The 24,274-nt window shown below is 36.9% G+C and carries 24 protein-coding genes and 2 tRNA genes; all 26 read left to right on the top strand.

Annotation, left to right across the window (positions count from 1 at the left end; translation table 11 throughout):
* Positions 1 to 9: 9 nt before the first annotated feature.
* The 26 genes from spoVT (at position 10) to lysS (ending at position 23,860) form a co-directional block, all read left to right on the top strand.
* A complete protein-coding gene (gene spoVT, locus CQ058_RS26525; protein WP_002009670.1) occupies positions 10 to 546 on the top strand; it encodes a stage V sporulation protein T in 537 nt (178 codons plus the stop codon).
* Positions 547 to 778: 232 nt separating this feature from the next.
* Positions 779 to 2,380 carry a putative polysaccharide biosynthesis protein gene (locus CQ058_RS26520; RefSeq protein ID WP_002191384.1) on the top strand — a complete coding sequence of 534 codons (1,602 nt, stop codon included), beginning with the start codon at positions 779 to 781 and terminating at the stop codon, positions 2,378 to 2,380.
* 12 nt (positions 2,381 to 2,392) lie between these two features.
* A complete protein-coding gene (yabN, locus tag CQ058_RS26515) occupies positions 2,393 to 3,853 on the top strand; it encodes a bifunctional methyltransferase/pyrophosphohydrolase YabN (RefSeq protein ID WP_002009675.1) in 1,461 nt (486 codons plus the stop codon).
* A gap of 14 nt (positions 3,854 to 3,867) precedes the next feature.
* Positions 3,868 to 4,143, top strand: coding sequence for an RNA-binding S4 domain-containing protein (locus tag CQ058_RS26510; protein ID WP_002009677.1), 276 nt, complete (start codon positions 3,868 to 3,870; stop codon positions 4,141 to 4,143).
* A gap of 79 nt (positions 4,144 to 4,222) precedes the next feature.
* Complete coding sequence (yabP, locus tag CQ058_RS26505) at positions 4,223 to 4,510, top strand: sporulation protein YabP (RefSeq protein WP_003186823.1); 288 nt, start codon at positions 4,223 to 4,225, stop codon at positions 4,508 to 4,510.
* Entirely contained in the window at positions 4,507 to 5,160 is a 654-nt protein-coding gene (gene yabQ / locus CQ058_RS26500) for a spore cortex biosynthesis protein YabQ (protein WP_002091573.1), read from the top strand. Before yabP ends, yabQ begins: the two co-directional genes overlap by 4 nt.
* Positions 5,157 to 5,516: a cell division protein DivIC gene (gene divIC / locus CQ058_RS26495; RefSeq protein ID WP_002091572.1), complete on the top strand. Its 360-nt coding sequence runs from the start codon at positions 5,157 to 5,159 to the stop codon at positions 5,514 to 5,516. Before yabQ ends, divIC begins: the two co-directional genes overlap by 4 nt.
* 87 nt (positions 5,517 to 5,603) lie before the next feature.
* A complete protein-coding gene (locus tag CQ058_RS26490; protein ID WP_002009683.1) occupies positions 5,604 to 6,089 on the top strand; it encodes a S1 domain-containing RNA-binding protein in 486 nt (161 codons plus the stop codon).
* Between the two features lie 159 nt (positions 6,090 to 6,248).
* A tRNA-Met gene (locus CQ058_RS26485) sits at positions 6,249 to 6,322 on the top strand.
* A 13-nt stretch (positions 6,323 to 6,335) separates the two neighbouring features.
* Positions 6,336 to 6,407: transfer RNA gene (locus CQ058_RS26480), tRNA-Glu, on the top strand.
* A gap of 261 nt (positions 6,408 to 6,668) precedes the next feature.
* Positions 6,669 to 9,140 (top strand): stage II sporulation protein E, encoded by a 2,472-nt coding sequence (gene spoIIE, locus CQ058_RS26475; protein ID WP_002091571.1) that lies wholly within the window; start codon positions 6,669 to 6,671, stop codon positions 9,138 to 9,140.
* A 203-nt stretch (positions 9,141 to 9,343) separates the two neighbouring features.
* The gene (gene tilS / locus CQ058_RS26470; RefSeq protein WP_002191385.1) at positions 9,344 to 10,774 is read left to right on the top strand and encodes a tRNA lysidine(34) synthetase TilS; all 1,431 of its coding nucleotides are present in this window, start codon (positions 9,344 to 9,346) and stop codon (positions 10,772 to 10,774) included.
* A complete protein-coding gene (gene hpt, locus CQ058_RS26465) occupies positions 10,771 to 11,313 on the top strand; it encodes a hypoxanthine phosphoribosyltransferase (RefSeq protein WP_002124550.1) in 543 nt (180 codons plus the stop codon). Before tilS ends, hpt begins: the two co-directional genes overlap by 4 nt.
* A gap of 85 nt (positions 11,314 to 11,398) precedes the next feature.
* The gene (gene ftsH, locus CQ058_RS26460; RefSeq protein WP_002091565.1) at positions 11,399 to 13,300 is read left to right on the top strand and encodes an ATP-dependent zinc metalloprotease FtsH; all 1,902 of its coding nucleotides are present in this window, start codon (positions 11,399 to 11,401) and stop codon (positions 13,298 to 13,300) included.
* 221 nt (positions 13,301 to 13,521) lie between these two features.
* Complete coding sequence (locus CQ058_RS26455; RefSeq protein ID WP_002009692.1) at positions 13,522 to 14,310, top strand: type III pantothenate kinase; 789 nt, start codon at positions 13,522 to 13,524, stop codon at positions 14,308 to 14,310.
* 6 nt (positions 14,311 to 14,316) lie between these two features.
* Positions 14,317 to 15,192: a redox-regulated molecular chaperone HslO gene (gene hslO / locus CQ058_RS26450; protein WP_002009693.1), complete on the top strand. Its 876-nt coding sequence runs from the start codon at positions 14,317 to 14,319 to the stop codon at positions 15,190 to 15,192.
* 117 nt (positions 15,193 to 15,309) lie between these two features.
* Positions 15,310 to 16,233: a cysteine synthase A gene (gene cysK, locus CQ058_RS26445; protein ID WP_002191387.1), complete on the top strand. Its 924-nt coding sequence runs from the start codon at positions 15,310 to 15,312 to the stop codon at positions 16,231 to 16,233.
* Positions 16,234 to 16,456: 223 nt separating this feature from the next.
* Positions 16,457 to 17,854 (top strand): anthranilate synthase component I, encoded by a 1,398-nt coding sequence (trpE, locus tag CQ058_RS26440; protein ID WP_002009697.1) that lies wholly within the window; start codon positions 16,457 to 16,459, stop codon positions 17,852 to 17,854.
* A gap of 5 nt (positions 17,855 to 17,859) precedes the next feature.
* Positions 17,860 to 18,447 carry an aminodeoxychorismate/anthranilate synthase component II gene (gene pabA / locus CQ058_RS26435; protein ID WP_002029312.1) on the top strand — a complete coding sequence of 196 codons (588 nt, stop codon included), beginning with the start codon at positions 17,860 to 17,862 and terminating at the stop codon, positions 18,445 to 18,447.
* Complete coding sequence (pabC, locus tag CQ058_RS26430; RefSeq protein WP_002091560.1) at positions 18,441 to 19,313, top strand: aminodeoxychorismate lyase; 873 nt, start codon at positions 18,441 to 18,443, stop codon at positions 19,311 to 19,313. The genes pabA and pabC overlap by 7 nt, the downstream gene beginning before the upstream one ends.
* Complete coding sequence (folP, locus tag CQ058_RS26425; protein WP_002191388.1) at positions 19,288 to 20,148, top strand: dihydropteroate synthase; 861 nt, start codon at positions 19,288 to 19,290, stop codon at positions 20,146 to 20,148. The genes pabC and folP overlap by 26 nt, the downstream gene beginning before the upstream one ends.
* The gene (gene folB, locus CQ058_RS26420; protein ID WP_000358063.1) at positions 20,149 to 20,511 is read left to right on the top strand and encodes a dihydroneopterin aldolase; all 363 of its coding nucleotides are present in this window, start codon (positions 20,149 to 20,151) and stop codon (positions 20,509 to 20,511) included.
* Entirely contained in the window at positions 20,508 to 21,023 is a 516-nt protein-coding gene (folK, locus tag CQ058_RS26415; RefSeq protein ID WP_002138868.1) for a 2-amino-4-hydroxy-6-hydroxymethyldihydropteridine diphosphokinase, read from the top strand. The genes folB and folK overlap by 4 nt, the downstream gene beginning before the upstream one ends.
* Positions 20,975 to 21,178 carry a helix-turn-helix domain-containing protein gene (locus tag CQ058_RS26410; RefSeq protein ID WP_002009706.1) on the top strand — a complete coding sequence of 68 codons (204 nt, stop codon included), beginning with the start codon at positions 20,975 to 20,977 and terminating at the stop codon, positions 21,176 to 21,178. Before folK ends, CQ058_RS26410 begins: the two co-directional genes overlap by 49 nt.
* Positions 21,179 to 21,201: 23 nt before the next feature.
* Positions 21,202 to 22,200, top strand: a complete 999-nt coding sequence (dusB, locus tag CQ058_RS26405) for a tRNA dihydrouridine synthase DusB (RefSeq protein WP_002009708.1) — start codon at positions 21,202 to 21,204, stop codon at positions 22,198 to 22,200.
* Between the two features lie 160 nt (positions 22,201 to 22,360).
* On the top strand, positions 22,361 to 23,860 hold the full coding sequence (lysS, locus tag CQ058_RS26400) for a lysine--tRNA ligase (protein ID WP_105590061.1): 1,500 nt from the start codon (positions 22,361 to 22,363) through the stop codon (positions 23,858 to 23,860).
* Positions 23,861 to 24,274: the final 414 nt, after the last annotated feature.

The raw sequence follows: 24,274 nt of genomic DNA, 5'->3' as shown, positions 1-24,274 counted from the left end.
AGCATTAGAATGAAAGCAACTGGAATCGTACGTCGAATTGATGATTTAGGCAGGGTAGTAATTCCGAAGGAAATTCGTAGAACTTTACGTATTCGTGAGGGAGATCCACTAGAAATATTTGTTGATCGCGATGGAGAAGTGATTTTGAAAAAATATTCTCCAATTAGTGAACTAGGTAATTTTGCAAAGGAATATACGGAAGCTTTATACGATAGCTTAGGACATAATGTGCTTGTATGCGATCGTGATTCTATTATCGCAGTAGCAGGCGCATCTAAAAAAGAATACTTAAATAAAAGTGTTGGCGATTTAATTGAGAAGACAATGGAAGAGCGTAAGTCTGTAATTATGACAGATGAAAGCGAAATTTCAATTATTGATGGAGTAACAGAAAAAGTGAGCTCTTATACAATTGGCTCGATTATTGCAAATGGAGATCCAATCGGAGCTGTCGTTATCTTCTCTAAAGAGGCTATTATAAGTGAAGTAGAGCATAAATCAGTAAATACAGCTGCAAGCTTTTTAGCGAAACAAATGGAGCAGTAGCGAAGTGTAATTTCTATAAGTAGCAATCTTTCCTAATTATGATATTTCTATTTGAGAAATTAACTACTTGGAGATATAAGTATATTGAACGAAGGTAGCGCTTTGCTACCTTTTTTCATTGAATATTTTTGCTGTTGAAAGAAGTCAGTGAATGTAAGGAATATGAAGGAGAGCCAGTTTTTTCTTTGTGATATAATACGAGGGGTGAGAATAGAAAAAGGAGTTTTCTTGTATGGAAGCGAAGAAGTACCAAGCCTTTTGGCGTGGGGCTATTATATTAACAATCGCAAGTTTTGTTACGAAGGTATTAAGCGCTTTTTACCGTATTCCATATCAAAATATAGCGGGTGATGTTGGTTTTTATATTTACCAACAAATTTATCCGTTTTATGGATTTTGTTTGATTTTAGCTACTTATGGGTTTCCCATTATTATTTCAAAAATGGTCGCAGAAAGATTAGAACGAGGAAAACAAAAAGAAGCAGAAGAAATTATTTGTGTATCTTTTTGGTTTTTATTAGGAATTGGATTTATAGGGTTTTTCACATTATTCTTTGGGGCCGAAACAATTGCATCGGCTATGGGCGATATACATTTAGATAAATTATTACGTGTTATTTCGTTTTCATTCCTACTAATGCCATTTTTATCTGTAGCGAGAGGATATTTTCAAGGTTTCAATAATATGATGCCGACGGCTGTTTCGCAAGTAATTGAACAAACGATTCGTGTTTCTATTATTGTATTTTTATCACTATTCCTTATTGCTCATGGATTTGATTTATATACAGTTGGTGCGGGTGCCATGCTAGGTTCAATTGCAGGCGGGCTTATTGGGATTATCGTACTTTTACTTTATATGCGTCATGATTTCCATGCTATTTTCTTCAAAAGATGGAAGGAAATTAGAAATAAAAAAGGGATTGTTCGAATCCTTTTTTGGCAGGGATTAGCGATTTGTGTTAGTAATTTAGTCCTTATTTTTATACAAATGGCGGATTCTATTTCCTTGTATACTTTGCTTATTCGTGCGGGAGAGCAAGTTGAAAATGCAAAGGTACTAAAAGGTGTTTATGATAGAAGTATCCCGCTTATGCAATTAGGTACTGTTGTGACAACTTCTTTCTCATTGTCACTTATTCCTATTATTACAGCGGCGAAAGAAAGAGGAGATCTTTCATTTATTCAAGAAAAGGTAAAGTTAGCAATGAAAATAACATTTGTTATTGGATCTGCAGCTGCTATTGGATTAACTTGTATTATTCAACCTACAAATATTATGTTGTTTGAAAATAGTGATGGATCAGATGTGTTATCGATTTTATCTTTATCTATTTTATTTAGTTCATTGTCAATTACAACTGCTTCCATTTTGCAAGGAGTGGGACAAACATTAAAACCAGCAATATTCGTTGTATTTGGAGGTTGTTTGAAGTTAGTTTTAAACTATATATTAATGCCGTATTTTGGTGTAAAGGGAGCTGCAATTGCAACTTTAGTTGCGCTTATTGTAATTGCCTTGCTAAATAGTGTGTTACTTATGCGAGCTGTATCGGAGTCGCTTATTGATAGGCGGAATATGTTAGGTGTAGCTATTAGTGGTATCGGTATGGGGTTTGTATTAATAATCTTTATGCGTATGTTACGAATGTCCGGATTAGTAATTGATACAGGACATAGAGGAATTGCGACGCTTGAAGCGCTGTTAGGTGTAGCTATCGGTGGATTAGCATATATGTTTTTAATTTTAAAATTACGTGTATTTACAAAAGAAGAATTAGGAACCGTTATGAAACAAGAGAAAAAAGAAGGTTCATTGAAGAAGAGTGGATAGAGGTGACTGGTTGTGAGTGGAATCATTACTATTTTAGGATTAGGTGCTGGTGAGTTAGATCAGTTAACAATGGGTGTATATCGAAAGATAAAAGAAGCAGACCATATGTTTGTTAGAACGAAGGAGCACCCAGTTATAGAAGAATTGGAGAAAGAAGCTATAAAGTATACGGCCTTTGATAATGTATATGAGGCACATGATACATTTGAAATCGTATATGAAACAATTGCGAATACATTGCTAGAACAAGCTAAAGGCGCAGAAATTATTTATGCTGTTCCAGGTCATCCGCTTGTAGCAGAAAGAACAGTTCAGCTACTTTTGGAAAAAGGAGAAGCAGCAAATATTGAAGTGCGAATTGAAGGTGGACAAAGTTTCCTTGATCCGATGTTTGCAAGTCTAAAAATTGATCCGATTGAAGGGTTCCAATTAATTGATGCTACATCATTTGAAAGAGGACAATTAGAATTACGTCAACATTTAATCTTTTGCCAAGTGTATGATGCATTCGTTGCTTCAGATGTGAAGCTAACGTTAATGGAGATTTTGCCAGATGATTACGAAGTGTATATCGTAACAGCTGCAGGGACTTCATTCGAGCAAGTGAAAAAGGTATCGTTATACATGTTAGATCACGAAACAGAATTAAATAATTTAACGAGTGTGTATGTACCGCCAGTTAAGGAACGTGCGTCCTTATATCAGCAGTTTGATGTGCTTAGAGCAATTATTGCTGATCTTCGTGGACCGAATGGTTGCCCATGGGATAAAAAGCAAACTCATCAATCTTTAAAGAAATACTTAATTGAAGAAGCGTATGAAGTGCTAGAAGCAATTGATGAAGAGGATGATGATCATTTAGTAGAAGAACTAGGTGATATATTATTACAAGTTATGCTTCATGCCCAAATTGGAGAGGATGAAGGTTGGTTCTCTATAGATGATATTATTCGGACTTTAGCTGAGAAAATGGTTCGTCGTCATCCGCATGTGTTTGGGGATACGGATGTAAATAATGCTGATGAAGTGATTGCAAATTGGGAAGAAATTAAAAAACAAGAAAAGGGATTCGTGAAAGAATCTGTTTTAGCGGGTATTCCAAAAAGCTTGCCACAACTAATGCGTGCTTATGAAATTCAGAAGAAAGCTGGAAAGGTTGGATTTGATTGGGTTGATGTGCAGCCGATGATAGAGAAGGCCTTAGAAGAATGGCAAGAATTCCAACAAGAAGTTGTAAACATGGATGAGAAAAAGATGCTAGGTGAATTTGGTGATTTACTATTTGCATTTGTGAATATAGCTCGTCATTATAAATTAGATCCAGAAGAAGCGTTACGTTCAACTAATGAGAAATTTATGGATCGCTTTTTATACATGGAAGCAAAAGTAGCTGAAATGAATAAGGAAATGCAAGATTTATCATTAGAACAGTTAGATATTTTATGGGAAGAGGCAAAACAAACAGAGCGTTAATAGGGGGATTTGATATGCGTCTAGATAAATTTTTGAAAGTATCACGTTTAATTAAAAGAAGAACATTAGCAAAAGAAGTGTCTGACCAAGGAAGAATTTCGATTAATGGCCAAGTGGCAAAAGCGAGTTCAGATGTGAAGGTAGAGGATGAATTAACAATTCGTTTCGGGCAAAAAATAGTAACTGTGAAAGTAAATGAATTGAAAGAAACAACTAAAAAAGAAGATGCAGCAAACATGTATAGTCTCGTTCGTGAGGAAAAGGTGAAAGCGGAAGAAGGCTTGTTCTAAAATAGGTTAGCCCTTCATACATTACTATTAGCTAGTATAAAGCTATGGGGGGATTTTCGTGAATAATGGTTACTCACCTATGTCTTCTAATCAACAAAATGTTTCGGTAGAGCATGATATTATTATGCGTGGCAGGCGTGTAATTGATATTACCGGTGTAAAGCAGGTAGAGAGTTTTGATAGCGAAGAGTTTTTACTCGAGACTGTAATGGGTTTTTTAACAATTCGTGGTCAAAATTTGCAAATGAAGAATTTAGATGTAGAAAAGGGTATTGTATCAATTAAAGGGAAAGTTCATGAAATGCTGTATATTGATGAGAACCAAGGGGAGAAAACTAAAGGCTTCTTTAGTAAGCTGTTTAAATGAGCCTAACAATTCAGTTGTATACAATGCTTTCGATGATTGGAATGGGTGCTTGGATTGGTGCTTCTTTAGATACATACCAACGGTTTTTAAAGCGCCAAGAGCGTAAACGTTGGCTTGTATTTATACATGATATACTATTTTGGATTGTCCAAGCATTATTCGTTTTTTATGTATTACTGCGTGTAAATGAAGCCGAACTACGTATATATGTATTTTTGGCGTTACTATGTGGTTTTGCAGCATATCAAAGCTTATTGAAAGCACTATACATGAAGATGTTAAATTTTCTCATCTATATTTTTGTACAAACAACACAATTTTTTGTTCGAATTATACAGCTACTCATGATAAAACCTGTTATTATTATAGCACAGCTATTTATTGCATTTATATTATTCTTATTTCGTATACTGCTTTCAATTGGACATGTGTTATGGAAAATGGTGATTTGGATATTACTTTTCATATGGAAAGTTTTTTTCTCGCCTGTTCGGTTTATTGCTTCGCTCATATGGAAACTTCTCCCTAATCGTGTTAAACTTTTTATAATGAAGCATGTAGGGTTCCTGCAATATGTAGCAAAATTGAAGGGACATATCTTCCAATTATGGGTGCGTATAAAAAAGAAGTTAGGGGGACCTCGGAAATGAGGGAACTGAGACAAAGAACAATCGACAAACAGAGTCCAAATCCTGTTAAAGAACATATAATACAAACGGATGAGAACAGGAAGCGACTTTATCGCCGTTTAGCGGTTTTTCTTGTCTTTGCTTTTACAATTATTGCTAGTATTAGTGTGACGTTTTATCAACAAAACAGTTCCATTAAAGCAAAAGAAGCAAAAGTTAAGGACATGAAAAAAGAACTGGATTCATTAACGAAAAAAGAAAAGAATCTAAAAGATGAAGTTCAAAAGTTGAATGATGAAGAGTACGTTTTAAAGATTGCTAGAAGGGATTATTTCTTCTCCGGAAAAGGGGAGATAATTTTTCCTGTTTCTAAGTAGAGTATGTCTTATTGACACTGTATTTTAGGATTATATATAATAAAGTAAAATTTGACTTTTTAACCACTAAGGAGGAGCATTTTTTTTATGTCAATCGAGGTAGGCAGCAAGTTACAGGGTAAAGTAACAGGTATTACAAATTTTGGGGCTTTTGTGGAGCTGCCAGAAGGCTTAACAGGTCTTGTTCATATTAGTGAAGTTGCTGATAATTATGTGAAAGATATTAACGATCACTTAAAAGTAGGCGACCAAGTAGAAGTAAAAGTTATCAATGTTGAAAAAGATGGCAAAATTGGCCTATCTATTAAGAAAGCGAAAGAACGTGAAAAAACAGAAGGAGATCGTCCACGCGGTGAATACCAACGTGGTGGTGATCAACAACGTTCTGGACGTCCACAACGTAATAATCGTTCTTCCAACAGAGATAACCGCGGTGGCGGTAACGAACGAGCTCCAAAAGAAACATTTGAGCAAAAGATGGCACGCTTTTTAAAAGATAGTGAAGATCGTTTAACTTCTTTAAAGCGTAACACAGAATCTAAACGTGGTGGCCGTGGCGCACGTCGCGGATAATAAGTCCGTTTAATTCTTAACATATAGAGAGGTACCCAGAGTAATTACTCGGGTACTTTTTTATGTGAGAGAATATATTTTTAAAAAAGTTTTTGAGATGTATTGACTTTAAAATATATCTGATGTAATATACTAATTGTCCGTTAAATACGACGACATGGCGGTGTAGCTCAGCTGGCTAGAGCGTACGGTTCATACCCGTGAGGTCGGGGGTTCGATCCCCTCCGCCGCTATATTTAATTTAACGGCCCGTTGGTCAAGTGGTTAAGACACCGCCCTTTCACGGCGGTAACACGGGTTCGAATCCCGTACGGGTCATCTAAAAAGATCATGCAAATTTGCATGGTCTTTTTTTGTTAAATATAAATTAAGACGTACAATACTTCTACAAAATCACCCTATATTTTCTGAAGATTCTTTCAACTCTCTTTAAATAAATTAAATACTATGTATATATGTAGATTTATTTCGAATAAAAAGTCGAACGATTATAAAAGTCAAAACTGTTGTTTTGACAAAAAAACCAATAATCATCTTTTATAATAACAGTAATTAAACTATGCAGGTGGTGTTAAAAATATGCCTAAAGCAGGAAGGAATACTATGAATACAAGTGCATTGGCGATGAATGAAAGTCAGCTTGGAACAATAAAGTGGACGAGTAAGTTGCGAATGAAGTTTGAAAAAGTTTTCTTTAGATGGGGATTCATTATTGCTGTTATTGGTTTTCTTTTGGGACGAGCATATATATTAACAAACATTTTACCGTTTGCATTGCCGTTTTTTGCTGCTGTTTATGTTATGAAGCGAGATAAAATGCCGCTCGCGTTCTTAGCCCTAATGGGGGGAGCACTTTCAGTTTCAATAGATAATTTATTTTTTACTTTTGCATCTATCTTTACCTTCTTTATTTATAATATCTTCTTTAGTCGGTTTACACGTAAAACTGTTGGACTTGTACCATTCCAAGTATTTATCTCCGCATTAACCGCACATTTAGTTGTTGTATATTTTGCACAGCAAACCGTCACCATGTATGATCTGCTCGTCAGTACGATCGAAGCGGGGCTTAGCTTCGTATTAACGATGATATTTTTACAAAGTGTTCCGCTTTTAGTGGAAAGGAAAGGGAAGCAACAAGCGTTAGAAACAGAAGAAATTGTTTGTTTAATTATATTACTAGCATCTGTTTTAACGGGCACAACGGATTGGTTTGTTTATGATGCTTCTATTCAACATATTTTCACTAGATATTTAGTATTAGTATTTGCCTTTATTGCAGGGGCAGCTACAGGGTCCACGGTAGGGGTTGTCACTGGGTTAATATTAAGTTTAGCAAATGTGGCGAGCTTGTCTCAACTTAGTCTCCTTGCCTTTTCAGGATTGCTTGGGGGATTGTTAAAAGAAGGGAAGCGTATAGGAGTTAGTTTAGGTTTATTAATTGGTACAAGCTTAATTACATTATATGTAGACAAGCAAACAAGTATTGTAACAACTTTAATTGAATCTGGTGTAGCGATTGTTTTCTTCTTATTAACACCGAAGCTTGTTATGGATCGTATTGCTAAATTTATGCCGGGTACACAGGAACATTCACAGGATCAACAACAATATTTAAGAAGAGTGCGCGATGTTACAGCAAACAAAATCAATCAATTTGCTAATGTATTTGCTGCTTTGTCTAATAGCTTTTCTGTATACGGGTATGTGGAGGAGGAAGATAAAGAAACAGAAGCTGATTTATTTTTAAGTACAATTACTGCAAAAACATGTCAAACATGCTTTAAGAAGGATCAATGTTGGGTAGTTAATTTTGATAAAACATACGATTATATGAAACAAATAATGAGTGAAACAGAAGAAGGAACGCTGCAGCATAATCGGAAGTTAGTTCGTGAATGGGACAAGCATTGTGTGAGAGGGAAGAAAGTAACGGATTTAGTAGCGGGTGAATTAGATCACTTCTATGAGGGGCAGAAATTAAGAAAACAAATGAAGGAAAATCGTAGAATTGTAGCGGAGCAATTACTAGGTGTATCAAAAGTGATGGAGGATTTCGCTAAGGAGATACAACGAGAAAGAGAGAACCATCAAGCGCAGGAGGAGCAAATTTTACAAGCGTTTCGTGATTTTGGTGTCGAAGTGGAGCATGTTGATATTTATTGTTTAGATAGAGGAAGTATTGATATTGAAATGTTGATTCCGGCTGCATCTAATGAACATGGGGAATGTGAGAAGTTGGTTGCTCCAATGCTTTCAGATATTTTAAAAGAGAATATCGTCGTTAAGCATGAAGAGAAATCCTCATATCCAAATGGGCACAGTTTAATATCATTTGGTTCAGCGAAGACGTATTCTCTTGATACAGGATTGGCCACAGCTGCAAAAGGTGGTGGGTTTATTTCAGGTGATTCCTACGCGATGATGGATTTGAGCGTTGGTAAATATGCACTTGCGATTAGTGATGGTATGGGAAATGGACAAAGGGCTCATATGGAGAGTAGGGAAACGGTAAAATTATTACAAAAGATACTTCAATCAGGTATTGATGAAGAAATAGCGATTAAGTCCATCAATTCGATTCTTTCTTTAAGGACGACAGAGGAGATGTATACAACGCTTGACTTGGCTATGGTAGATTTGCGGGATGCGAGTGCGAAGTTTTTAAAGATTGGATCGACGCCGAGTTTTGTTAAACGCGGAAATAATATTTTGAAAATTGAGGCAAGTAATTTGCCGATGGGAATCATTGAAGATGTTGAAGTTGATGTGGTTGGTGAGCAATTAAAAACGGGTGATCTTCTTATCATGATGAGTGACGGCATCTTTGAGGGAGCGCAACATGTGGAGAATCACGAATTATGGATAAAACGTAAAATTAAAGAACTACAAACAGAGGACCCACAGGAAATCGCTGATATTATTATGGAAGAAGTAATTCGCTCTGGTGATGGTTATATAAATGATGATATGACTATTGTGGTGGCGAAAGTAAAGAAAAATATGCCGAAGTGGGCTACGATTCCAATAGTAGGAATGCAGGCGCAATAAAATAATCAAAAAACCTAGGTAGATGCCTAGGTTTTTTTGATTAAAAAGGTAATGTGATTACTTTATTAAATATACAGGAGGGATGTAAGATAAAAATATGGATTTTGTACATCTTTTTTTTGCACAATGTTTGTAAAAGTTGTACCATTATATACAAGGTAACTAATGTTGTTGTTCTTGTTTAATGAAAGGTGATTGCGAAGTTGAAAGATGCATTTGTTGAAAAAGTAGATGACTTTGTAAAGAAGCATGATGTATTAAAGAAACATTCAACAATTGTTGTAGGGGTTTCTGGTGGTCCTGACTCTTTGGCTCTTTTATATTATTTGTTAGAAAAAAGGGCAGAAAAACAGCTAGAAATTGTAGTAGCACATGTGGACCATATGTTTAGAGGTAATGAATCTTATGAGGATTTACAGTTTGTACAGGGTCTTTGCAAAGAGCTAGGAGTTATTTGTGAAACGCTAAGGATTAATGTGTCGCAATATCAACAGCAATATGGAATGAATGCACAAGTTGCAGCTAGAGAATGCAGATATGCATTTTTGGAAAGAATAATGAAGAAATATGATGCGAGATATGTAGCTCTTGGTCACCATGGAGATGATCAAGTAGAGACAATTTTAATGCGCCTTGTACGAGGGAGTACTCCGAAAGGATACGCAGGAATTGCAGTGAAGCGATCTTTTCATAATGGATATTTAATTAGGCCGTTACTTGGGGTAACTAAGGAAGAAATTGTTGATTACTGTAATAAATTAAAAGTTATTCCGCGTATAGATCCGAGTAATAAAAAAGAAGTATATACAAGGAATCGATTACGTAAATATGTCCTTCCTTATTTGAAAGAAGAAAATCCACAAATGCATGAGAAATTTCAAAAATTTAGCGTGCAGATGCAAGAGGATGAGGCTTATTTGCAGGAATTAGCTTTTGAGAAAATGAATAAAGTAATTACAAAAAAAAGCGATAAACAAATTAGCTTATCAATTCCTGCCTTTGAATCCATGTCTATGCCTTTACAAAGAAGAGGGATTCAACTAATATTAAACTATCTTTATGAATATAAGATTCCATCTTCGCTTTCTTCTATACATATTGACAAGGTGATTGAATTTTTTAAGCGGGCACAACCTTCAGGTTCACTAGATTTTCCAGGTGGTTTGAAAATTGTTCGCACATACGAAGAATGTGGTTTTGGATTTAAACAAGAAATTGTTTCTCCTTTTTCGCAAGATTTATCAGTACCTGGGACAATTATATTGCCGAATGGGGATAAACTTGTAACAGAGGTGAGCGAAGATATACCGAGTAACATGAATGAAACAGTATTTGTTGCTAAGTATAATGATATATCGTATCCACTTCGTATTCGGTCTAGGGAAAATGGAGATCGCATGTCAATGCAAGGTATGGATGGTACAAAAAAGATAAAAGCTGTTTTTATCGAAGCAAAAGTACCAAAAGAAAAAAGAGAAGAATGGCCGATCGTTTGTGACGCAAGTGGAAATATTATTTGGGTACCCTTGTTGAAACGATCTGCGTTTGCTACTTCGAAAGAGCTAGCAAAGAAGGGTAAATACATGATTATTCACTACAAAAGCAAGGAGTCTTCCGGGAGGATAATGAAATGATGAATCAAGATATCGAAAAAGTATTAATTTCTGAAGAACAAATACAAGAAAAGGTGCACGAACTAGGTGCAGTTATTGCAGAGGATTACAAAAATACAGTACCTCTTGCGATTGGTGTACTAAAGGGTGCAATGCCATTTATGGCAGATTTATTAAAGAGAACAGATACATATCTTGAAATGGATTTTATGGCTGTATCTAGCTACGGTCACTCTACAGTTTCGACAGGCGAAGTAAAAATCTTAAAAGATCTTGATACTTCGGTAGAAGGTCGCGATATTTTAATCGTTGAAGATATTATTGATAGCGGTCTTACACTAAGCTATTTAGTGGATCTGTTTAAATATCGTAAAGCGAAATCTGTAAAAATTGTTACTTTATTAGATAAGCCAACAGGCCGTAAGGTTGATCTGAAAGCAGATTATGTTGGATTTACTGTTCCTCATGAATTTGTTGTAGGATATGGATTAGATTATAAAGAGCAGTACCGTAATCTTCCTTATGTAGGAGTATTAAAACCAAGTGTTTACTCAAATTAATTAAATATAGGCGTTACAATTGTATAGGAAATTTTTTTTATGTTACGATTTACTATAGTGTTTATGCCGTGAGAGGAGGTTAGGAATGAATCGTATCTTCCGTAATACCATCTTTTATTTACTGATATTCTTAGTAGTAATTGGAATCGTGAGCTATTTTAATGGTTCGACGCAAAAAACGACATCAGTTAGCTACGATAAATTCATTACTCAACTTGAAAAAGGTGAAGTGCGTAATGTGCAGCTTCAACCGAAAAATGGTGTGTTTGAGGTAAAGGGACAATTCAAGACTTCTAGCCAAGGAGAACAATTTGTTACTTATGCACCAAATACTGAGGAATTACAAAAGAAAATTAATGATAAAGCGCAAGGGGCTGAAGTTAAGTATCAACCAGCAGAAGAAACAAGTGCTTGGGTAACGTTCTTTACTTCTATCATTCCGTTTGTCATTATCTTCATTTTATTCTTCTTCTTATTAAACCAAGCTCAGGGCGGCGGTAGCCGTGTTATGAACTTCGGGAAAAGTAAGGCGAAGCTATACAATGATGAAAAGAAAAAAATTCGTTTCAGAGATGTTGCTGGAGCGGATGAAGAGAAACAAGAACTTGTTGAGGTAGTTGAATTCTTGAAAGACCCTCGTAAGTTCGCTGAAGTTGGTGCCCGTATTCCGAAGGGTGTTCTATTAGTGGGACCTCCAGGTACAGGTAAAACTTTACTAGCACGTGCTGTTGCAGGTGAAGCAGGCGTTCCGTTCTTCTCTATTAGTGGTTCTGACTTCGTAGAGATGTTCGTCGGTGTCGGTGCATCCCGTGTACGTGATTTATTTGAAAATGCAAAGAAAAATGCTCCTTGTATCATTTTCATTGATGAAATTGATGCAGTAGGACGTCAACGTGGCGCGGGTCTTGGCGGTGGTCATGATGAGCGTGAACAAACGTTGAACCAATTGCTTGTTGAAATGGATGGATTCGGTGCAAATGAAGGTATTATTATCATCGCTGCGACAAACCGTCCTGATATTCTTGATCCAGCGTTATTACGTCCAGGTCGTTTTGACCGTCAAATTACAGTAGATCGTCCAGATGTAAATGGTCGTGAAGCTGTACTTAAGGTACACGCTCGTAATAAACCGCTTGATGAGAATGTCAACTTAAGAGCAATTGCAACTCGTACACCAGGATTCTCTGGTGCCGATCTTGAAAACTTATTAAACGAAGCTGCTTTAGTAGCTGCGCGTCAAGATAAGAAGAAAATTGATATGAGTGACATCGATGAAGCGACGGATCGTGTTATTGCAGGTCCAGCTAAGAAAAGTCGCGTTATCTCTGAAAAAGAACGTAATATCGTTGCATTCCATGAGGCTGGCCATACTGTAATTGGTGTTGTCCTTGATGAAGCAGATATCGTTCATAAAGTAACAATTGTCCCTCGTGGTCAAGCTGGTGGATATGCGGTAATGCTTCCGAAGGAAGATCGTTACTTCATGACAAAACCAGAGTTACTTGATAAAATCACTGGTTTACTTGGTGGCCGAGTAGCTGAGGAGATTGTATTTGGTGAAGCAAGTACAGGTGCTCACAACGACTTCCAACGTGCGACTGGTATTGCAAGACGTATGGTTACAGAATTCGGGATGAGTGATAAGCTTGGACCGATGCAATTTGGTAGCTCACAAGGTGGTCAGGTATTCTTAGGAAGAGACTTCCATTCAGAACAAAACTACAGTGATGCAATCGCGCATGAAATTGATGTGGAAATGCAAATAATTATTAAAGACTGTTATGCTCGCGCGAAACAAATTCTTACTGAAAAACGAGATAAGCTTGATATTATCGCGAAAACGTTACTTGAAGTAGAAACATTAGATGCAGAGCAAATTAATCATTTATATGATTATGGCAGATTACCTGAGCGTCCAACATCTTCAGATGATGTGAAAGTAAACATCAATATGAAGAAAGACGATGAAGATACAGAAGATAAGTAAGAAAAAAGGAGTGACAATAGTCACTCCTTTTTTTTGTGGAATGAATTTAAGTGGCAAAAAAAATTGAATGAAACTATTATTAAAAATTGAAATAGAGAGTAATCTTTTTGTACAATGATGAGTATAGAAAAAATGATTATATAAGTATGTGTGATATGATGTTTTTATAAGTTTTATACATACTGCGCAAATATAGATTAAATAAGATAAGTGGTGAGAATATGATTTTTGTATTGGATGTAGGGAACACAAATGCGGTACTAGGTGTGTTTGAAGAGGGAGAACTTCGTCAGCATTGGCGCATGGAAACAGATCGTCATAAAACAGAAGATGAGTATGGGATGCTTGTAAAGCAGTTACTTGAGCATGAAGGTCTTTCTTTTGAAGATGTGAAAGGTATTATTGTGTCTTCAGTCGTACCGCCAATTATGTTCGCTTTAGAGCGTATGTGTGAAAAGTATTTTAAAATTAAACCGCTTGTAGTGGGGCCTGGGATAAAAACTGGCTTGAATATTAAATATGAAAATCCACGTGAAGTAGGCGCGGACCGAATTGTAAATGCAGTAGCAGGAATCCACTTATATGGAAGTCCGCTTATTATTGTTGATTTTGGTACGGCTACTACATATTGTTATATTAACGAAGAGAAGCATTATATGGGTGGCGTCATTACGCCAGGAATTATGATTTCGGCAGAGGCTTTATATAGCAGGGCAGCAAAGCTTCCTCGTATTGAAATTACAAAACCGGGTAGTGTTATCGGGAAGAATACAGTAAGTGCAATGCAATCAGGTATTCTTTATGGATACGTTGGACAAGTGGAAGGTATTGTTAAGCGTATGAAGGAAGAAGCTAAGCAAGAACCGAAAGTTATTGCAACAGGTGGATTAGCAAAATTAATTTCAGAAGAATCAAATGTAATTGATATTGTAGATCCGTTTTTAACGTTAAAAGGTTTGTATATGTTATATGAGCGTAATGCAAATTTACAACATGAGAAGGGTGAATAAATAAGTATGAAAGATTATTTAGTAAAAGCGTTAGCGTTTAATGGAGAGGTTCGTGCTTATAGTGTACGTACAACAAATACAGTAAGTGAGGCGCAAAAGCGTCATGATACATGGAGAACAGCTTCAGCGGCACTTGGTCGTTCCTTAACTGCGGGTACAATGATGGGTGCTATGTTAAAAGGCGAGCAGAAGTTAACGATTAAAGTAGAGGGTAACGGCCCGATTGGTCCTATTTTAGTCGATGCTCATGCAAATGGGGATGTACGTGGTTATGTAACGAATCCGCATGTTGATTTTGAAGGAACGGAACAAGGAAAATTACGTGTATATCAAGCGGTAGGTACAGAAGGATTTGTAACGGTAATTAAAGATATCGGTATGCGTGAACCGTTTATTGGTCAATCTCCCATTGTTTCAGGAGAACTAGGGGAAGATTTCACATATTATTTCGCGGTTTCTGAGCAGACACCTTCTTCTGTAGGTGTTGGTGTTCTTGTAAATGGAGATGATAGCGTATTAGCGGCGGGTGGATTCATTCTTCAAATTATGCCAGGTGCGCAGGAAGAAACAATTTCATTTATTGAAGAGCGTCTTCAACAAATCCCGCCAGTATCACAATTAATCGAACAAGGTCTTTCTCCAGAAGAATTACTGTATGAAGTGCTTGGAGAAGATAAAGTGAAAGTGCTAGAAACAATGGATGTTCAATTTAATTGTACATGTTCACGTGAGCGTATTGAAAGTGTACTAATTAGTTTAGGTAAAGCGGAGTTAGAACAAATTCGTGCAGAAGAAGAAGAGACGGAAGTTCACTGTCACTTCTGTAATGAACGACATAAATTCGCTAAAGAAGATATTACAAGTCTAATTGAGAAGCTGTAATAAAGAAGTTTAGGTGGAGAATCAGCCGCCCAAATAGATTGACAAACAGGGAATTTTCTGACAAAATCTAAATATAGATAAAACCAATAAAAATACTCGGTGTTAGGAGTGACAGGAATGCGAGTGGCACAATCAGTTTCAGAATTAATCGGGAAAACGCCGATCGTTAAGTTGAACCGCATCGTAGAATCAGACAGCGCAGATGTATACTTAAAATTAGAATTTATGAATCCGGGGAGCAGTGTTAAAGATCGTATCGCGTTAGCTATGATTGAAGATGCTGAAAATAAAGGATTATTAAAAGAGGGCGATACAATCATTGAGCCGACAAGTGGTAACACAGGTATTGGCTTAGCGATGGTAGCAGCTGCTAAAGGATATAAGGCAATTTTAGTAATGCCAGAAACAATGAGTATTGAGCGTCGTAATTTATTACGCGCTTACGGTGCTGAATTAGTATTGACTCCAGGACCTGAAGGAATGGGCGGAGCAATTCGAAAGGCAACTGAATTAGCAGAAGAACATGGGTACTTTATACCACAACAGTTCCAAAATCAAGCGAATCCAGAAATCCATCGTATAACAACAGGTCCAGAAATTGTTGAACAGATGGGGGATCAATTAGATGCGTTTATCGCAGGTATTGGTACAGGTGGAACAATTACAGGTGCCGGTGAAGTGCTGAAAGAGGCTTATAAAGATATCAAAATTTACGCGGTAGAACCTGCGGATTCACCAGTATTATCTGGTGGAAAGCCAGGACCACATAAGATTCAAGGAATTGGAGCGGGGTTTGTTCCGGAGACATTGGATGTAGAGGTATATGATGAAATTATTCAAGTGAAAACGGAGCGAGCGTTCGAATATGCGAGAAGAGTGGCTAAAGAAGAAGGTATTTTAGTTGGTATCTCTTCGGGAGCAGTCGTTTATGCAGCGACAGAAGTTGCGAAGAAATTAGGTAAAGGGAAAAAGGTACTTGTTATTATCCCAAGTAACGGTGAACGTTATTTAAGTACACCACTTTATCAATTTGAGTCATAAGTGAATGTGATTTGAAAAGCATCCTTAAAAAAGGATGCTTTTTCTTTTTTGATTGGAAAAAGGAAAAGAGTGAATGACTAGAAAACTTCATGTAAAATAAGAAGTAGTATAATTAATTTATTTTCACTAGCCCTCAAGTATAATCATTCTCTATATAAATAATTTTATGTAGTTTGATTTGATTGGCTTAAGAGGGTGGGATAACAGAAGACGGGGTGTTGATATGCAACGAAGAAAATCTTTAGCGCTTTCTATTCCATATCAGTTAGATTTCTTTAAGCAATATAAATTTCTTTCTCAGGATAAGCCGCAACATATTTTGTTAGAAAGTGGACGTGGTGGTCGTTATAATATTGTTGGGCTGGATCCAGTAGCGGTAATTCAGGGTAAGAATGAGACGTTACATATAAGTGAAAGTGGTAAGGAAACAATAAAGCGAGGGAATCCGTTAGATTTAATGCAAGCGTATATGGAGAAATGGAAAACGGATTATAATCCGGAGTACCCACCTTTTCAGGGTGGGGCAATTGGATACTTTAGTTATGATTGTATCCGTTATATTGAAAAACTTTCTTCTCTTGCGAAGGATGATATTAATATACCTGACATATTCTTTTTGTTATTTGATGACGTGTTTGTGTATGATCAACAGGAGAGAGTATTATGGATTATTACGCATTATGTAGATGAGTGTGAAGAGGCAGAAGAACGATTAAATGAATGGAAGGGTCTTTGGATGAAAGGAGCCCCCGAAGTGACTATGCCGTTTGAATCTCCTGAAAAGAAAAATGAAGCAGTCGCTTTTACGGAAGAGGGCTTTATGAAGGCCGTTGAACGTATTCAAGAATATATTGGAGCGGGTGATGTGTTTCAAGTAAACTTGTCGACAAGACAAGAAAGAACATTACAAACACATCCACTAGAAATATATACAAGTCTTCGTGAAATTAATCCATCTCCATATATGGGTTACTTGGAGTTTGGAGATTTTCAAATTGTTAGTGCTTCGCCTGAATTGCTAATTAAAAAGCAAGGAAAAGAAGTGAGTACAAGACCGATTGCTGGTACGCGCTCTCGAGGAGCAAGTGAGCAAGAGGATGAAGAATTAGCGAAAGAATTAATTGAAAATGAAAAGGAAAGAGCAGAGCATGTAATGCTTGTGGATTTAGAACGAAATGACTTGGGCCGGGTTTGTAAATATGGCACTGTTGAAGTAGATGAATTTATGGTGATTGAAAAATACTCACACGTTATGCATATTGTTTCTAATGTGCGTGGTGAGGTGGAAGCAGATAAAGATGCTTTCGATTTGGTGAAGGCTGTATTTCCTGGTGGGACAATTACCGGTGCCCCGAAAATACGTACGATGGAAATTATTGAAGAATTAGAACCTGTTCGCCGAGGAATTTATACAGGGTCAATTGGTTGGATTGGTTATTCTGGAGATACGGAATTGAATATTGTAATCCGAACACTACTTGCTAAAGATGGACAAGCGCATGTGCAAGCTGGAGCGGGTATTGTAATTGATTCAAATCCAAAAAATGAATATAAAGAGTCGTTAAAAAAAGCAATCGCTTTATGGCGTGCAAAAGAAAGTAGCGAAGAAACGGTTAGGTGAGAGAAATGATATTAATGATTGATAATTATGATTCTTTTACATTTAATTTAGTGCAGTTTCTTGGAGAACTTGGACAAGAGCTTGTTGTTAGGCGTAATGATGAAGTTACTATTTCGGATATTGAGAATATGAAACCGGATTTTTTAATGATTTCGCCAGGTCCATGTAGTCCTAATGAGGCGGGAATCAGTATGGATGTTATTAAATATTTTGCAGGTAAGCTTCCGATTTTTGGGGTCTGTCTTGGACATCAATCAATTGCACAAGTATTTGGAGGGGATGTTGTCAGGGCAGAGCGTTTGATGCATGGAAAAACATCTTTAATGCATCATGATGGGCAGACGATTTTTTCTGATATCCCAAATCCATTTACCGCGACACGTTATCACTCTCTTATCGTTAAAAAAGAGACGTTACCGAATTGTTTAGAGATAACATCTTGGACTGAAGAAGGTGAAATTATGGCGCTTCGTCATAAAACGTTGCCGATTGAAGGGGTACAATTCCATCCGGAATCTATTATGACTTCTCACGGGAAAGAATTGCTACAGAATTTCATTCGCAAATATAGCCCAAGTGTGACATCGTGTTAATTTACGTAAATGGCGCGTATGTAGAAGCGAGTGAAGCGAAAATTTCTCCTTATGACCACGGTTACCTATATGGACTTGGGGTTTTTGAGACATTTCGTATTTATAATGGTCATCTCTTTTTATTGGATGATCATTATGAACGCTTAATGGATGCGCTCGATATATTGCAAATCAAATGGACAATGACAAAAGATGAAGTGATGCTTATTTTAAAGAATCTACTTGTTAAGAATGGGTTAAAGCATGCATATGTGCGCTTAAATGTATCGGCGGGTATAGATGAAATAGGATTACAAACGGAAGTATATGAAGAACCGTCTGTTATTGTTTTTATAAAACCTTTAGCAGCTCCAGGGAATGTAGTGGAAAAAGAAGGAGTTATTTTAAAGCAAGTGAGAAATACACCAGAGGGTGCATTTCGCTTGAAGTCCCATCATTATTTAAATAATATTTTAGGGAAACGCGAAATTGGAAATGTTGTGAATAAGGAAGGTATTTTTCTTACCGAAACAGGTTATGTTGCAGAGGGTATTGTTTCGAATCTCTTTTTTGTTAAAGGAGATATTTTATATACTCCTTCATTAGAAACAGGGATTTTAAACGGAATCACTCGTGCGTTTATTATAAAGGCTGCTGAAGAGCTAGATATAGAAGTAAAGGAAGGTTTCTTTACAAAAGATGAATTGCTTTCAGCGGATGAAGTGTTCGTAACGAACTCTATTCAAGAGATTGTCCCCCTTTATCGTATAGAGGAGAAAGATTTCCCGGGTAAAGTGGGAGTGGTTACAAAAAGACTTATGGATCTTTATGGAGTGCAGAGAGAGAAATTGTGGAGCAGAAATGAATTGCGAAGAGGAGATGTGTAGTTTGAAGTGGGATTATGATTTGCGCTGCGGCGAATATACATTGAACTTAAATGAAAAGACATTAATTATGGGGATTTTAAATGTAACGCCAGATTCATTTTCTGATGGCGGGAGTTACAACGAAGTAGATGCTGCGGTGCGACATGCGAAAGAAATGAAAAGTGAAGGTGCCCATATTATTGATATTGGCGGCGAATCTACCCGTCCGGGTTTCGCTAAAGTTTCAGTAGAAGAGGAAATAAAGCGAGTTGTTCCAATGATTCAGGCAGTGTCAAAAGAAGTAAAGCTACCTATTTCTATTGATACGTATAAAGCTGAGGTTGCGAAACAAGCGATTGAAGCTGGTGCTCATATTATTAATGATATTTGGGGAGCGAAGGCGGAACCGAGGATTGCTGAAGTTGCAGCCTATTATGATGTGCCCATTATCTTAATGCATAACCGAGATAATATGAATTACCGCAATTTAATGGCCGATATGATTGCTGATTTGTATGAAAGTATTAAAATTGCTAAAGATGCTGGTGTGCGAGATGAGAATATTATTTTAGACCCAGGTATCGGTTTTGCGAAAACACCTGAGCAAAATTTAGAAGCGATGCGCAATTTAGAACAGTTAAATGTACTGGGTTACCCAGTTCTCTTAGGTACTTCAAGAAAGTCCTTTATTGGCCATGTGTTAGATTTGCCAGTGGAGGAACGTCTTGAAGGAACAGGAGCTACCGTTTGTCTTGGTGTTGAAAAGGGCTGTGAGTTTATCCGTGTTCATGATGTGAAAGAAATGGCGCGTATGGCTAAGATGATGGACGCGATGATTGGTAAGGGGGTAAAGTAATTGGATAAAATTTATATCCATGATATGGAGTTTTACGGTTATCATGGTGTATTCCCAGAAGAGAATAAATTAGGTCAGAGATTTAAAGTAGATTTAACGGTGGAGTTGGATTTAAAACGCGCAGGAGAAAGTGACGACTTAGAGCATTCTGTCAATTACGGGGAGCTTTTCGAACTATGTAGAAAAGTGGTTGAAGATAGAACGTATAAGCTTGTAGAGAGTATCGCTGAAAATATCGCTACAGATATATTGAAACAATATGAGAGTATTTCACGGTGTACAATTAAGGTAATTAAACCGGATCCGCCGATACCAGGACATTATCGTGCTGTAGCGGTAGAAATTACGAGAGAGCGTCCATGAATAATATAGCGTACATTGCATTAGGTTCCAATATTGGGGAGCGTTATACTTATTTAACTGAAGCAATTCAGTTTTTAAATAAAAACCAGCATATCCAAGTTGATGATGTTTCGTCTGTATATGAAACTGATCCGGTTGGCTATACTGACCAAAATTGCTTTTTAAATTTAGTTATAAAAATTTCTACCAATTTATCACCGCAAGAATTATTGAAAGTAACACAAAGGGTAGAGAATGACCTAGGAAGAAAAAGGGAAATCAGATGGGGCCCGAGGACCATCGACCTTGACATTTTACTATATAATCAAGAAAATATTGAAGCAGAGAATCTTATTGTTCCGCATCCGCGGATGTTCGAAAGAGCTTTTGTTATCGTTCCGTTGTTAGAAATCAATCAAGATATAAAACAAGACATTTCACGTTCACAAGTAGAAGAAATGAAAAGGCGAGAGGGAGTAACGGTATGGAAGCAGAAAAATGGGGAAGACGCATTCGTGCTTTTCGAAAGCTAAAAGGCTATACGCAAGAAGGTTTTGCGAAAGAATTAGGGGTATCTGTATCGGTTTTAGGTGAAGTTGAGAGGGGCAATAGATCACCTTCCCAAGATTTTGTAGTAGAAGTCGCTAAAACATTAAACGTTTCAATAGACGAATTGATGCCAAAGTGACCGTAAAGGAAGGAGTAAGTCGGGTGTTAAAGATTGCAAATATTGAGATGAAAAATCCAGTTGTACTAGCACCGATGGCGGGAGTGTGTAACTCTGCATTCCGTTTGACGGTAAAAGAATTTGGTGCAGGTTTAGTTTGTGCTGAAATGGTAAGTGATAAGGCAATATTACTTAATAACAAAAGAACATTAGATATGCTATATATCGATGAGAGAGAAAAGCCATTAAGTTTACAAATTTTTGGTGGAGAGAAAGAAACTCTTGTGGATGCTGCGAAATACGTAGATAAATATACGACAGCAGACATTATTGATATTAATATGGGGTGCCCGGTACCAAAAATCACTAAGTGTGATGCAGGAGCAAAGTGGCTTTTAGACCCAAATAAAATATATGAGATGGTAGCGGCGGTTGTAGATGCTGTTGAAAAGCCAGTTACAGTTAAAATGCGTATTGGTTGGGATGAAGAACATATTTTCGCAATAGAAAATGCTAGAGCTGTTGAGCGTGCTGGTGGACAAGCGATAGCGGTTCATGGGCGTACACGAGTGCAAATGTATGAAGGTAAAGCGGATTGGAATATTATTAAACAAGTAAAGCAGGCTGTAAATATTCCGGTTATCGGAAATGGTGATGTCGAAACACCACAAGATGCAAAGCGTATGCTTGATGAAATTGGTGTAGATGGTGTTATGATTGGTCGCGCTGCTCTTGGAGATCCGTGGATGATTTATCGTACGGTAAAGTATTTAGAGACAGGTGAGTTAATGCCGGAACCAACAGTGCGTGAGAAAATTGATGTATGTATGTTGCATCTAGATCGTCTTATCGATTTAAAGAACGAAAATGTTGCCGTAAGAGAGATGAGAAAGCATGCAGCTTGGTATTTAAAAGGTGTTCGTGGTAATGCGAGTGTGCGTAATGGTATCAATACTTGCGACACACGTGAAGACCTTGCGAATGTATTAGGTGCATTTGTAGAAGAAGTAGAAGCGAAACAACAAACAATTTATGTTGGTTAATAAGGGGGCATAGGAGATTGACATTCTTCTATACACTTCCTATAATTACGTGAAAGAAAGAAGAACTGCCAGTTAGTTGCTGGCAGTTTTTCTAGTTGAGTAGAAAATGCTATACTGTATATATTGTAAAAATTAATAGAGCTGGAGTGATATTAATATCATGGATAACATGAACCACGAAGAATTAAACGACCAATTGCTTGTTCGTCGTGAAAAGCTACATAATTTACGTGAGCAAGGAATCGATCCGTTCGGTAAACGATTTGAACGCACAAATTCAACAACTGACTTAGTAAGTCTATATGGAGAATTCTCTAAAGAGGAATTAGAAGAGAAAGAAATCACTGTTTCGATCGCTGGTCGTATTATGACAAAACGCGGTAAAGGAAAAGCGGGATTTGCCCATATTCAAGATTTACAGGGGCAAGTTCAAATTTATGTTCGTAAAGATACTGTTGGAGATGAAGAGTACGAGTTATTTACGACAGCAGATTTAGGTGACTTAGTAGGTATTGAAGGTAAAGTGTTCAAAACAAACGTTGGAGAACTTTCAGTAAAAGCAATAGGATTTACACTTTTAACGAAATCCCTTCGTCCATTACCGGATAAATACCATGGATTAAAAGATGTTGAACAACGCTATCGTCAACGTTACTTGGACTTAATTACAAGTATGGAAAGCCGTGAAACGTTCGTTACCCGTAGTAAAATCATTCGTGAAATGAGAAGATATTTAGATGACAACGGTTATCTTGAAGTGGAAACGCCTATGATGCACGCGATTGCAGGTGGAGCGTCTGCTCGTCCTTTCACTACACACCATAATGCGTTAGATATGGAATTATATATGCGTATCGCAATTGAACTTCATTTAAAACGTCTTATTGTGGGTGGATTAGAAAAGGTTTATGAGATCGGCCGTGTATTCCGTAATGAGGGTGTATCAACTCGTCATAACCCTGAGTTTACGATGATTGAATTATATGAAGCGTACGCTGATTATAATGATATTATGAAACTAACAGAAAATATGGTTGCTCATATCGCGAAAAAAGTATTGGGTACAACAACAATCCAATATGGTGATTATGAAATTAATCTAGAGCCAGAATGGACACGTCTTCATATGGTAGATGCAATTAAGCAACACTCTGGAGCAGATTTCTGGAATCCAATGAGTGTAGAAGAAGCACGTGAACTTGCAAAAGAACATAATGTGGAAATTAAGAATACAATGGAAGTTGGTCATATTATTAATGAGTTCTTCGAACAAAAAGTAGAAGATAAATTAATCCAACCAACATTTATTTACGGTCATCCGGTAGAAATTTCGCCACTTGCGAAAAAGAATGACGAAGATCCACGATTCACAGATCGTTTCGAGTTATTTATCGTTGCACGTGAACATGCAAATGCATTCACTGAGTTAAATGATCCAATCGATCAAAAAGAACGTTTTGAAGCTCAACTAAAAGAGCGCGAGCAAGGTAATGACGAAGCTCACATGATGGATGATGATTATATCGAAGCTCTTGAGTACGGTATGCCTCCTACGGGTGGGTTAGGAATCGGTATTGATCGTCTTGTTATGTTATTAACAAACGCACCATCTATTCGTGACATACTATTATTCCCAGCTATGCGCCATAAACAAGACTAAGCTTTGGAGATTTCTCCAAAGCTTTTTTTATTTCTTTATTTGAGGGGAGGGAAACCTTCTATTAAAAGGAAAGCGAGATTATTGCTCGTTAAGTGGATGCCAGATTAAAAAACTATACTTATATAGAAGAAAGTTGCTGTTTTTATGCTTTTTTACTAAGTTAAAAATTTTATTAGAAAAACTATTGCATTTCATTTTTCTACATGATATATTAATAACCGTCGCTGATGCAGAAACGCAGAAAACGACAAAAAAAATGAAAAACTTAGTTGACATCGAAAAATGAAGATGTTAACATAAGGAAGTCGCAAATGAGCGACTAAGTAGTTCTTTGAAAACTGAACGAAACAAACAACGTGAACGTCAATTTTTATTTTTAGATGCTAGACAAACTAACTTTATTGGAGAGTTTGA

It is taken from the genome of Bacillus sp. MYb56, assembly GCF_002976445.1.
Classification (GTDB): Bacteria; Bacillota; Bacilli; order Bacillales; family Bacillaceae_G; genus Bacillus_A; species Bacillus_A mycoides.
This window is presented reverse-complemented; position numbering and strand designations above follow the sequence as displayed.

What these genes read in the sequence shown, in the direction of transcription:
- hpt (WP_002124550.1), top strand. Translation starts at nt 10,771, where the DNA reads ATGATGAATCAAGATATCGAAAAAGTATTAATTTCTGAAGAACAAATA.
- hslO (WP_002009693.1), top strand. Translation starts at nt 14,317, where the DNA reads ATGAAAGATTATTTAGTAAAAGCGTTAGCGTTTAATGGAGAGGTTCGT.
- yabQ (WP_002091573.1), top strand. Translation starts at nt 4,507, where the DNA reads ATGAGCCTAACAATTCAGTTGTATACAATGCTTTCGATGATTGGAATG.
- pabA (WP_002029312.1), top strand. Translation starts at nt 17,860, where the DNA reads ATGATATTAATGATTGATAATTATGATTCTTTTACATTTAATTTAGTG.
- cysK (WP_002191387.1), top strand. Translation starts at nt 15,310, where the DNA reads ATGCGAGTGGCACAATCAGTTTCAGAATTAATCGGGAAAACGCCGATC.
- lysS (WP_105590061.1), top strand. Translation starts at nt 22,361, where the DNA reads ATGGATAACATGAACCACGAAGAATTAAACGACCAATTGCTTGTTCGT.
- CQ058_RS26490 (WP_002009683.1), top strand. Translation starts at nt 5,604, where the DNA reads ATGTCAATCGAGGTAGGCAGCAAGTTACAGGGTAAAGTAACAGGTATT.
- divIC (WP_002091572.1), top strand. Translation starts at nt 5,157, where the DNA reads ATGAGGGAACTGAGACAAAGAACAATCGACAAACAGAGTCCAAATCCT.
- yabP (WP_003186823.1), top strand. Translation starts at nt 4,223, where the DNA reads ATGTCTTCTAATCAACAAAATGTTTCGGTAGAGCATGATATTATTATG.
- spoIIE (WP_002091571.1), top strand. Translation starts at nt 6,669, where the DNA reads ATGCCTAAAGCAGGAAGGAATACTATGAATACAAGTGCATTGGCGATG.
- CQ058_RS26510 (WP_002009677.1), top strand. Translation starts at nt 3,868, where the DNA reads ATGCGTCTAGATAAATTTTTGAAAGTATCACGTTTAATTAAAAGAAGA.
- folP (WP_002191388.1), top strand. Translation starts at nt 19,288, where the DNA reads ATGAATTGCGAAGAGGAGATGTGTAGTTTGAAGTGGGATTATGATTTG.
- CQ058_RS26520 (WP_002191384.1), top strand. Translation starts at nt 779, where the DNA reads ATGGAAGCGAAGAAGTACCAAGCCTTTTGGCGTGGGGCTATTATATTA.
- CQ058_RS26455 (WP_002009692.1), top strand. Translation starts at nt 13,522, where the DNA reads ATGATTTTTGTATTGGATGTAGGGAACACAAATGCGGTACTAGGTGTG.
- folK (WP_002138868.1), top strand. Translation starts at nt 20,508, where the DNA reads ATGAATAATATAGCGTACATTGCATTAGGTTCCAATATTGGGGAGCGT.
- CQ058_RS26410 (WP_002009706.1), top strand. Translation starts at nt 20,975, where the DNA reads ATGGAAGCAGAAAAATGGGGAAGACGCATTCGTGCTTTTCGAAAGCTA.
- ftsH (WP_002091565.1), top strand. Translation starts at nt 11,399, where the DNA reads ATGAATCGTATCTTCCGTAATACCATCTTTTATTTACTGATATTCTTA.
- spoVT (WP_002009670.1), top strand. Translation starts at nt 10, where the DNA reads ATGAAAGCAACTGGAATCGTACGTCGAATTGATGATTTAGGCAGGGTA.
- trpE (WP_002009697.1), top strand. Translation starts at nt 16,457, where the DNA reads ATGCAACGAAGAAAATCTTTAGCGCTTTCTATTCCATATCAGTTAGAT.